This is a genomic window from Saccharomonospora glauca K62 (genome assembly GCF_000243395.2).
Classification (GTDB): domain Bacteria; phylum Actinomycetota; class Actinomycetes; order Mycobacteriales; family Pseudonocardiaceae; genus Saccharomonospora; species Saccharomonospora glauca.
Genome location: NZ_CM001484.1, coordinates 1155488 through 1162015, shown reverse-complemented (window position 1 = coordinate 1162015; position 6528 = coordinate 1155488). Strand labels below are relative to the sequence as shown.

Below are 6528 nucleotides of genomic sequence, written 5' to 3'. Positions count from 1 at the left end.
GCGGAACGCCCCGGTGAAGAACACCCGGAACATGTGCACGAACATGGCCGCGACGAAGATCAGCGCCGCCCAGTGATGCACCTGACGGACGAACAGACCACCGCGAACCTCGAACGAGATCTCCAGGGTCGACTCGAACGCCCTGGACATCTCGATGCCCTGAAGGTTGCGGTACGGGCCGTCGTAGACGACCTCCGCCATCGAGGGGTCGAAGAACAGCGTCAGGTAGATCCCCGACAGGATCAGGATGATGAAGCTGTAAAGGGCGACCTCACCGAGCAGGAACGACCAGTGGGTGGGGAACACCTTGTTCAGCTGGTGCCGCAGCCCCTTGGCCATGAAGTACCGCTGGTCGGCGTTGTTCGCGGCCTGGGCGGCTTGCTTAGCCAGGAAGCCGGAGCCCTTCGTCGGCGTAGTGAGTGAGCTCATGACTTGCGCTCCCAGAAACCCGGTCCGATCGGCTCGATGAAGTCGTGCCGAGCAATGAAGTACCCGTCCTCGTGCACCGTGATCGGCAGCTGCGGCAGCGCACGCGTCGCCGGCCCGAAGACGGGCTTGGCGTACTGCAGCATGTCGAACTGCGACTGGTGGCACGGGCACAGGAGACGGTTGGTCTGCTGCTCGTACAGCGAGGCCGGGCAACCCACGTGCGTGCAGATCTTCGAGTACGCGTAGTAGGTGCCGTAGTTGAAGTCCTCCTGGCCCTTACGCTTGACGACCCGCTCGGCGTCCTCGGTGCGCAGCCGAATGAGCATCACGGGGTTGTCGGAGCGCTTGAGCGCGGCGGACAACGCGTGGGGGTCGCCCCGCTCGGACTCACGGAACGGGAACACGGTCTCCATGCCGCCCGCGTCCAGGTCTTCCGGCCGCACGAGGGAGATCTCCTCCGGGTTACCGGTGTTGCGGCGCAGGTAGACGATCTCACCCGGATACTGCGGCATCCACCCGGTGTGGGCCAGCGAGTCCGGGCTGTTGGGGTTCTCCCACGGGTTCTTGATGAAGCCCGCCACCGGGAGGGCCACGGTGCCGAGCCCCAGGACACCCGCCCCGAGACCGGCGGTGCGCTTGATCATCGACCGACGGCCGATCGTGCTGCGCTCGCCCGCGTCGGCCAGCTGCGCCACGATCGTCTTCCGGTCGATCTCGGCCGAGCCCTTGCCCATGTTGTCGTTGCGTTCCTGCACGGCGAGTTCATTCGGGATGAACCGCTTCGTGTAGAGCAGGATGCCGATCGACAGGGCGAGCACCGACACACCCAGCGTGATGCCCAGCACCGGGGTGTACCAGCTGTACCAGAGGTGCCCGCTGTCGTCCTCCGGCGGCACATACTCCGACGGCCACCAAATCAGGGCGGCGATGAAGGCGAGCCCCGCCAGGGTGGCGAGGACGAACCACAACGCCACCGCGCGCTGGGCCCGCTTCTCGGCCCTGGTGCCCTTGACCGGCCACGGATCGGGGTAGTTGACGATCTCGACCCCGTCCAGCTTCGCGCCGAGACGGACGAGTTCGTCACGGCTCATGCCCGCGAGCTCCTCGTCGCTCGGCCGCTGCTCCGGCCCGTTACCGCTACTCATGCTGTCTGAACCTGCCTCGCTGTCCTCCGCGTGCAGGGCGTAAGCCCCTCACCCTTGGCCTTCCCCGCTGAACGCCACCGTGGCTCGACTGGCGTGCTCATGCGCCTTACGCCCTCGATCCGATCCACAGGGTCGCGCCGATCAGCACGCCGATGCCGACGACCCAGGCAACCACACCTTCCGATGCCGGCCCGAAACCACCGAGCGGGTTACCACCGGGCGCGTTGTTGCCGTCCGACACCGACTTCACGTACGCGATGATGTCCTTCTTCTCCTCGGGGGAGAGCTGTCGGTCGGAGAACTTCGGCATGTTCTGCGGCCCGGTCAGCATCGCGGTGTAGATCTGCTCCTCGGTGGCCGGCTCCAACGGCGGCGCGTACTTACCCGCCGACAGCGCGCCACCCTGCCCCGTGAAGTTGTGGCACGACGCGCAGTTCAGCCGGAACAGCTCGGCGCCTCGCGCGGGGTCGGCACCACGCAGCTCGGCACCCGACTCCGCCGGACGCTCCGGCCCCCCGCCGTTGGCCTGGATGTAGGCACCGAGCGCGTCGATCTGCTCCGGCGACAGCTTCGCCGGCTTACGCGACGCCTGGGCTTCCTGCCGGACCATCGGCATCCGACCGGAGGAGGTCTGGAAGTAGACCGCGGCCTCACCGACACCGATCAGACTCGGCCCACGGCCCTCGACACCCTGGAGGTTCTCGCCGTGGCAGGTGATGCAGCTGTTGTTGTAGACCTCCTCGCCCTTGCGGATGAGGGCGGGGTCCTCCTGCGCCTGCGCCGTCTGCGGCTCGGGCGCGAAGACGGCGTACAGACCGCCCGCGCTCAGCAACGCCACGCCGAGAGCCAATGTGCCCGCCATCCGGCGACGGAACTTCGTACTACGGCCCGCCCGCCTTTCCGCGGCGGCACGGGGCTTCTTCTTGAAGAACATCTTCTGCGGCAACCCTTGCTGTCAGTTCGGCCGAATGCTTCGAGGTCAGGGAACGATGTAGATCACCGCGAACAGGCCGATCCACACGATGTCGACGAAGTGCCAGTAGTAGGAAACGACGATCGCCGAAGTCGCCTGCGCCGGCGTGAACTTGCTGAGCTTCGTACGGACCAGCAGGAAGACGAACGCGATCAGACCACCGATGACGTGAAGACCGTGGAAGCCGGTGGTCATGAAGAACACCGTGCCGTAGGCGCCCGAGGGAATGGTCACACCCTCGTTGACGAGCGTGATGTACTCGCCGACCTGCCCCAGGACGAAGATCGTGCCCATGAGCAGCGTGACGAGGTACCAGCGACGCAGCCCGAACACGTCGCCGCGCTCGGCTGCGAACACACCGAACTGGCAGGTGAACGACGACGCCACCAGGATGATCGTGAACGGCAGCGCGTACGCGATGTCCAAGTGGATCGGCTCACCCGTCGCCGGGTTGATCGGCGGCCAGATACCGGAGTCGTTCTGCGCCTTGACCGTGAAGAACATGGCGAACAGGCCAGCGAAGAACATGAGCTCGCTGGACAGCCACACGATCGTGCCGACACTCACCATGTTCGGCCGGTTCAGCGAATGCACTCGCTGGCTGATGGAAGGAGCTGCCGTTGTCACGGCTCGCATTATGTCTCCCCTCGACCGGGCACCGCAGATCGGGTCCTACGGACGGTCGTGCACGGACCGAAAACGCTACCCAAAGTCCTCTGAACCCGCTGGGTAACCAGGGGGTAAGCCCGTTAGCATGAGGCTCGTCACCATCTGTCGAGGCGCAAAGGACGCGAGGATGAGCGAGCCGGCGAAGAAGATCCTGGTTTTCAGCCACAAGGCGGAGGTACGCGACTCGATCATCAACGCGGTGGGCCGCCGACCGGCCGCTGACCTGGGGAAAGTCACCTACATCGAGGCCGCCGCGGTCGCCGACGTGATCGCTGAGATGGATTCGGGTGAGATCGATCTCGCCATCTTCGACGGTGAGGCGCAGCCCACCGGTGGCATTGGTCTCACTCGTCAGCTCAAGCACGAGCTCACCGACTGTCCGCCTATCGTGGTGGCAGTACGTCGCCGGGACGACCGATGGCTCGCCACCTGGTCGCAGGCCGATGCCGTGCTGGTTCACCCACTCGACCCGCTGACCGCGGCGGAGACCGTCGCGGACGTGCTGAGGACCCAGCGCGTGCCCGTGGTGAACGGCTGAAGTCCCGAGGAACCGGGAAAGCCACTTCACGACCACGCTGTCGAGGCGAGTCGGCGACGACCTCTCGCGCGACAACCTCGCGCGTGCACGACGACCACCACGACTCACCGCTGTGAGCCGACCCATGACGATCCGCCGAAACCCGTCCGCGTTCGGCGCCCGGAGATGAACATGTCTGAATACACCTGGCCAACCGTCCTCAACCAGCTCATCGAGCGCGTCGACCTCTCCGAGGACGCCACGGCATGGGCCATGGACCAGGTGATGTCCGGCGAGGCCACGCCCGCCCAGATCGCGGGTTTCGCGGTGGCATTGCGCGCGAAGGGTGAGACCCCCGCCGAGATCTCCGGCATGGCGAGGGCGATGCTCGCCCACGCCAAGCGCATCGACCTGGACATGCGAACGGTCGACATCGTCGGTACCGGCGGCGACCGCAAGGGTTCCGTGAACATCTCCACCATGACGTCGTTGGTGGTGGCCGCGTCCGGCGTCCCGGTGGTCAAGCACGGCAACCGGGCCGCCTCGTCGAAGTCCGGCGCGGCCGACGTCCTCGAAGCGCTGGGCGTGACCATCGACCTGGAGCCCGACGACGTGCGACGGTGCGTCGAGGAGCTCGGGATCGGCTTCTGCTTCGCGCCCGTGTTCCACCCCGCCTACCGACACACCGGCCCGCCCCGGCGCGAGTTGGGCGTCTCCACCGCGTTCAACCTGCTGGGACCGCTCACCAACCCGGCCCAGCCGTCGTCCGGGCTCATCGGATGCGCCTATCTCGACAAGGCGCCGGTGCTGGCCGAGGTGTACGCCCGGCGGGGCCACAGCGTCCTGCTCGTACGCGGTGACGACGGCTTCGACGAGATCACCACGGCGACCACCAGCACCGCCTGGGTGATCTCGAACGGCGAGGTTCGTAGGGACACCATCGATCCCGAGGCCCTCGGCATCCCCCTCTCCGACCCCGACGCTCTCCGCGGCGGAGACGCCGCCGCCAACGCCGAGGTGGTCAAGGAACTCGTGGCCGGCAAGACGGGTCCGGTGCGGGACGCGGTCCTGCTCAACGCGGCGGGCGCGCTGGCGGCCTTCACCGGCTTCTCGGACGATCTCACGGCGGACCTGCGCGCGGGGCTGGAACGGGCCGCCCGGACCATCGACTCCGGAGCCGCCGCCGACCTGCTGAGCCGCTGGATCAACCGACGTTGACGTGGGGCCGTGGCCCGGCCCCTGGCCCTGGGCCACGGCGCCATCCGAGGGGCTTCCCACCGAGACGCCGCGCCCGAAGACGCCGTCACGCACACGAAGACGGGGCCCCGGAGAACCGGGACCCCGTTTCGGGGATCATGGCGATCGCTTCGGTCAGTGGTGGCTGGGGCCGGTGTGATACTCGAACACCAGGCCGCCGACGGTGATGAGCACCGCCACGATGCTGCCGATGATGAACCACGGCTGCCAGAACGCCAGCGCCAAGCCGGTCAACGCCGCCGCGGCCGCGAGCCCGACGGGCCAGTAGCTACCGGGGCTGAAGAAACCCAGCTCACCGGCACCATCGCTGATCTCCGCGTCCTCGTGGTCCTCGGGACGCGGCTCGATACGCCGGGCGACGAACCGGAAGTAGCTGCCCACCAGCAGCGCCAGACCGCCCGAGAGCACCAACGCCACCGTACCGATCGGCTCGATGCCGTCGTCGGTCATCTGGGCGGTGAGCACACCGTAGACGATCGCCACGACGAAACCGAAGATCGCGACGATGTCGAAAACCCGAGCTTCGACCTTCATGAGCGTGTGTCCTTCTTAACTCGATCGCTGGGTCACTTCTCGCTGGCCGGCTCAGCCCGACGCCGTACGCGCGGTGCGGTCGGTAGCGAACGGGCTCGTGGTCGTCGCGACCGGGCTGCACAGCTGCTCGTCGCAGCCTTCGCCCTGCATGATCGACAGAGCCTCCGCGGCGGTGTTCGGCTGGCCCGTGTCCGGGTTGATCTGCTTGCGCAGCTCGATGTACCGGTCGAACTTGTCGGGCGACAGCGCACGCACCTCGAAGTTCATCATCGCGTGGTAGGTGCCGCACAACTCGGCGCACCGACCGACGAAGGCACCTTCCCTGTCGATGGTGTTCTGGAACGAATTGTCCTGGTTGTTCTTGTCCGGGTGCGGCATGACGTCACGCTTGAAGTGGAATTCCGGCACCCAGAACGAGTGAATGACGTCCGTGGACTCCAGGTTGTACTGGATCTTCCGGTGGGTGGGCACCACCAGGATCGGGATCTCGGTGGAGCTTCCGACCGTGGTGACGGGCTGGCCGTTCTCGGCCTCCTCCTCCGGGTAGGTGAACTCCCAGTTCCACTGGAACCCGGTGACGTCCACGACGACGTCGGGGTCGTCCTCCTCGGCCAGCACCGACTGCTCGGTGACGGCCGTGAAGAAGAACAGCACACAGACCATGACGACCGGCAACACGACGACGAACAGCTCCAGCGGAACGTTGTACTGGAACTGCCTCGGCAGGGCCTCCGTCTTGCCCTTCTTCTTCCGGTGGAAGGCGACGCTCCAGAAGATGAGTCCCCACACGATCACGCCGACGACGAGCGCCGCGATGACCGACCAGGTCCAGAAGGTGCGCATCTTCTCGGCCTCCGGCGTGACCCCTTCGGGCCAGCCGAACCGCAGAATCTCCTCGCCCGAGCAACCGGTGACCGTCAAAGCGACGAGCGCGGCGAGCGCGGCTAGCTTGCCGGCCTTCCCTCGTCGTGTGCCCCGGGTGCGCTCAGAAACGCCCACTCCGT

7 protein-coding genes and 1 pseudogene are annotated in these 6528 nt (G+C 66.7%); 2 read left to right on the top strand and 6 right to left on the bottom strand.

The window, feature by feature from the left end; translation table 11 throughout:
* The 4 genes and pseudogenes from SACGLDRAFT_RS05570 to ctaE form a co-directional block, all read right to left on the bottom strand.
* Positions 1-429, bottom strand: a pseudogene (locus tag SACGLDRAFT_RS05570) (cytochrome b); the annotation flags it as partial.
* Positions 426-1574: a cytochrome bc1 complex Rieske iron-sulfur subunit gene (qcrA, locus tag SACGLDRAFT_RS05565; RefSeq protein ID WP_005462523.1), complete on the bottom strand. Its 1149-nt coding sequence runs from the start codon at positions 1572-1574 to the stop codon at positions 426-428. The pseudogene SACGLDRAFT_RS05570 and the gene qcrA, both read right to left, overlap by 4 nt.
* Positions 1575-1680: 106 nt before the next feature.
* Positions 1681-2508, bottom strand: a complete 828-nt coding sequence (qcrC, locus tag SACGLDRAFT_RS05560) for a cytochrome bc1 complex diheme cytochrome c subunit (protein WP_005462522.1) — start codon at positions 2506-2508, stop codon at positions 1681-1683.
* Positions 2509-2553: 45 nt separating this feature from the next.
* A complete protein-coding gene (gene ctaE, locus SACGLDRAFT_RS05555; protein ID WP_005462521.1) occupies positions 2554-3183 on the bottom strand; it encodes an aa3-type cytochrome oxidase subunit III in 630 nt (209 codons plus the stop codon).
* A 160-nt stretch (positions 3184-3343) separates the two neighbouring features.
* Between ctaE and SACGLDRAFT_RS05550 the strand changes: the two genes are divergently transcribed.
* Both SACGLDRAFT_RS05550 and trpD read left to right on the top strand, forming a co-directional pair.
* A complete protein-coding gene (locus SACGLDRAFT_RS05550) occupies positions 3344-3754 on the top strand; it encodes a hypothetical protein (protein WP_005462520.1) in 411 nt (136 codons plus the stop codon).
* Between the two features lie 171 nt (positions 3755-3925).
* The gene (trpD, locus tag SACGLDRAFT_RS05545) at positions 3926-4951 is read left to right on the top strand and encodes an anthranilate phosphoribosyltransferase (RefSeq protein ID WP_005462519.1); all 1026 of its coding nucleotides are present in this window, start codon (positions 3926-3928) and stop codon (positions 4949-4951) included.
* Positions 4952-5104: 153 nt separating this feature from the next.
* On the opposite strand, the gene SACGLDRAFT_RS05540 is transcribed toward trpD, so the two are convergent.
* A complete protein-coding gene (locus SACGLDRAFT_RS05540; RefSeq protein ID WP_005462517.1) occupies positions 5105-5524 on the bottom strand; it encodes a cytochrome c oxidase subunit 4 in 420 nt (139 codons plus the stop codon).
* A gap of 51 nt (positions 5525-5575) precedes the next feature.
* Positions 5576-6523 (bottom strand): aa3-type cytochrome oxidase subunit II, encoded by a 948-nt coding sequence (gene ctaC, locus SACGLDRAFT_RS05535; RefSeq protein ID WP_005462516.1) that lies wholly within the window; start codon positions 6521-6523, stop codon positions 5576-5578.
* Positions 6524-6528 lie beyond the last annotated feature (5 nt).